The sequence below is a fragment of the Pseudonocardia pini genome (assembly GCF_013870575.1).
Lineage (GTDB): Bacteria > Actinomycetota > Actinomycetes > Mycobacteriales > Pseudonocardiaceae > Pseudonocardia > Pseudonocardia pini.
The window spans coordinates 1-1,916 of the sequence record NZ_JACBXB010000927.1 but is presented as its reverse complement, the minus strand read 5'-3'; the positions used below and the strand labels follow the sequence as shown (position 1 = coordinate 1,916).

Here is a 1,916-nt window from a genome sequence, read left to right as displayed (position 1 = left end):
CAGTGCGCCACCCCGGTCCGCGTCGCGCCGATGCGCTTCACGGCGGCATCGTCGAAGTGGATGCCGTGGGCGAACCAGACGTCGTCGCCGGTCCAGCCCAGCGACTCCACGTAGTCCAGCGGCGAGGAGCCGAAGCGCTCGCGGCAGAAGTCGTCCTCGTCGAGGGTCTCGGCGAGGTGGGTGTGCAGGCGGACACCCCTGCGCCGCGCCAGGAGAGCGGACTCGCGCATCAGGTCTCCGGTCACCGAGAACGGCGAGCACGGGGCCAGCGCGACCTGCAGCATCGAGCCCGGTGACGGATCGTGCCAACGGTCGATCGCGGCCTCCGACGCGGCCAGGACGGCGTCGCGGTCCTCGACGACGTGGTCTGGCGGCAGACCCCCGTCCTTGCGGCTCAGGTCCATCGAGCCGCGGCACGGGTGGAAGCGCAGGCCGACCTCCCGGGCGGCGCGGATCTCGGCGGCGAACACGTCGCCGCCCTCGCGCGGGAAGACGTAGTGGTGGTCCGTGCTGGTGGTGCAGCCGGTCAGGGCGAGCTGCGAGAGCGCGCCCGTCGCTCCGGTGTGGACGGCGTGCTCGTCGATGCCGGCCCACACCGGGTAGAGCGTGGTGAGCCACTCGAAGAGCGTGTGGTCGACGGCGAGGCCGCGGGTGACCCACTGGTAGAGGTGGTTGTGCGTGTTGACGAAGCCGGGGGTGAGCAGGCCGCCGCGGGCGTCGACCACCCGGTGGCCCTCCCGGTCCGGGGCCGGACCGGGGCCGACCGCGGTGATCCGGTTCGCCTCGACGACGACGTGGCCGCCGGCGATCTCCGCGCCGGTCACCGTCACGACGTGGGCGTTCTCGATGATCATCGCTGCGCCACCGCCCGCACGGCATCGAGGATCTTCTCGTAACCGGTGCACCGGCACAGGTTCCCGGCGAGGGCCTCGCGGATCTCGGGGTCGGTCGGGTTCGGGTTGCGCTCCAGGAGGTCCTTCGTGGACATCAGGAAGCCGGGGGTGCAGAAGCCGCACTGCACGGCGCCCTTCTCCACGAACGCCTGCTGGACGGGGTCCAGCTCCTCCCCCGCCAGGCCCTCGACGGTCGTCACCTCGCGGCCCTGGGCCTGGCCGGCCGCGACCAGGCACGCGCACACCGGGGTGCCGTCCAGGTAGACCGTGCAGGAGCCGCACTCCCCCTGCTCGCAGGCGTTCTTGGAGCCGGGCAGGCCCAACCGCTCGCGCAGGGCGTAGAGCAGGCTCTCGCCCTCCCACACGTCGTCCGCCTCGCGGCGGGTGCCGTTGACGGTCAGCTCGATCCTCATGCGGCGCTCCGGTTCTCGTCGCGGTAGGCGTCCCAGGCCCACGTCGCGGTGCGACGGGCCATCACGGACAGGGCGTGGAGGCGATAGGCGGCCGAGCCGCGGACGTCGTCGATCGGGGCCGCGGCGTCGCGCACCCTGCGGCCGAACTCCGCGGCCAGGTTCTCCGGCAGGGGGCGGCGGGAGTCCCACAGCCCGGCGGCCTCGAGCTCGCCTGCCAGGAAGGCGGCGGCCTCGGGAGCCGGCCGTGGGGTCGGGGCGGCCGAGCCGATCCCGGTGCCCACCGTCCGCGTCGCGGGGTGGAGGGCGAACCCGAAGGCCGACACCGCGATCACCATGGCGTTGCGGGTGCCGATCTTGGAGAACTGCTGCGGGCCGCTCGGCGGGGTGACCAGCACGGCCGAGATGAGCTCGTCGGGCTCCAGGACGCTGCGCTTGACGCCGGTGAAGAACTCGGCGACCGGCACCGTGCGCACCCCGCGAACCGAGGCGATCTCGACGGAGGCGAACGCGGCCAGCAGCGCCGGGTGCGAGTCCCCCGCGGGCGAGGCGGCGCCGACACGACCAGTGTCTGGGGCTGTTGCCGCTGATCGGCGTGTGGCGCGGGACCGGC

3 protein-coding genes are annotated in these 1,916 nt (G+C 73.6%); all 3 read right to left on the bottom strand.

The features are described from left to right. Positions 1–854, bottom strand: an 854-nt coding sequence (locus H5J29_RS30915; RefSeq protein ID WP_181784476.1) for an amidohydrolase family protein, incomplete at its 3' end; no start/stop codon positions are given. After that, a complete protein-coding gene (locus H5J29_RS30910) occupies positions 851–1,306 on the bottom strand; it encodes a (2Fe-2S)-binding protein (RefSeq protein WP_181784475.1) in 456 nt (151 codons plus the stop codon). The genes H5J29_RS30915 and H5J29_RS30910, both read right to left, overlap by 4 nt. Continuing rightward, positions 1,303–1,916, bottom strand: a 614-nt coding sequence (locus H5J29_RS30905) for an FAD binding domain-containing protein (protein WP_181784474.1), incomplete at its 5' end; no start/stop codon positions are given. The genes H5J29_RS30910 and H5J29_RS30905, both read right to left, overlap by 4 nt.

Bases quoted from the DNA above. Each gene is read 5' to 3' on its own strand.
- H5J29_RS30910 (WP_181784475.1), bottom strand. From the start codon at position 1,306: ATGAGGATCGAGCTGACCGTCAACGGCACCCGCCGCGAGGCGGACGAC.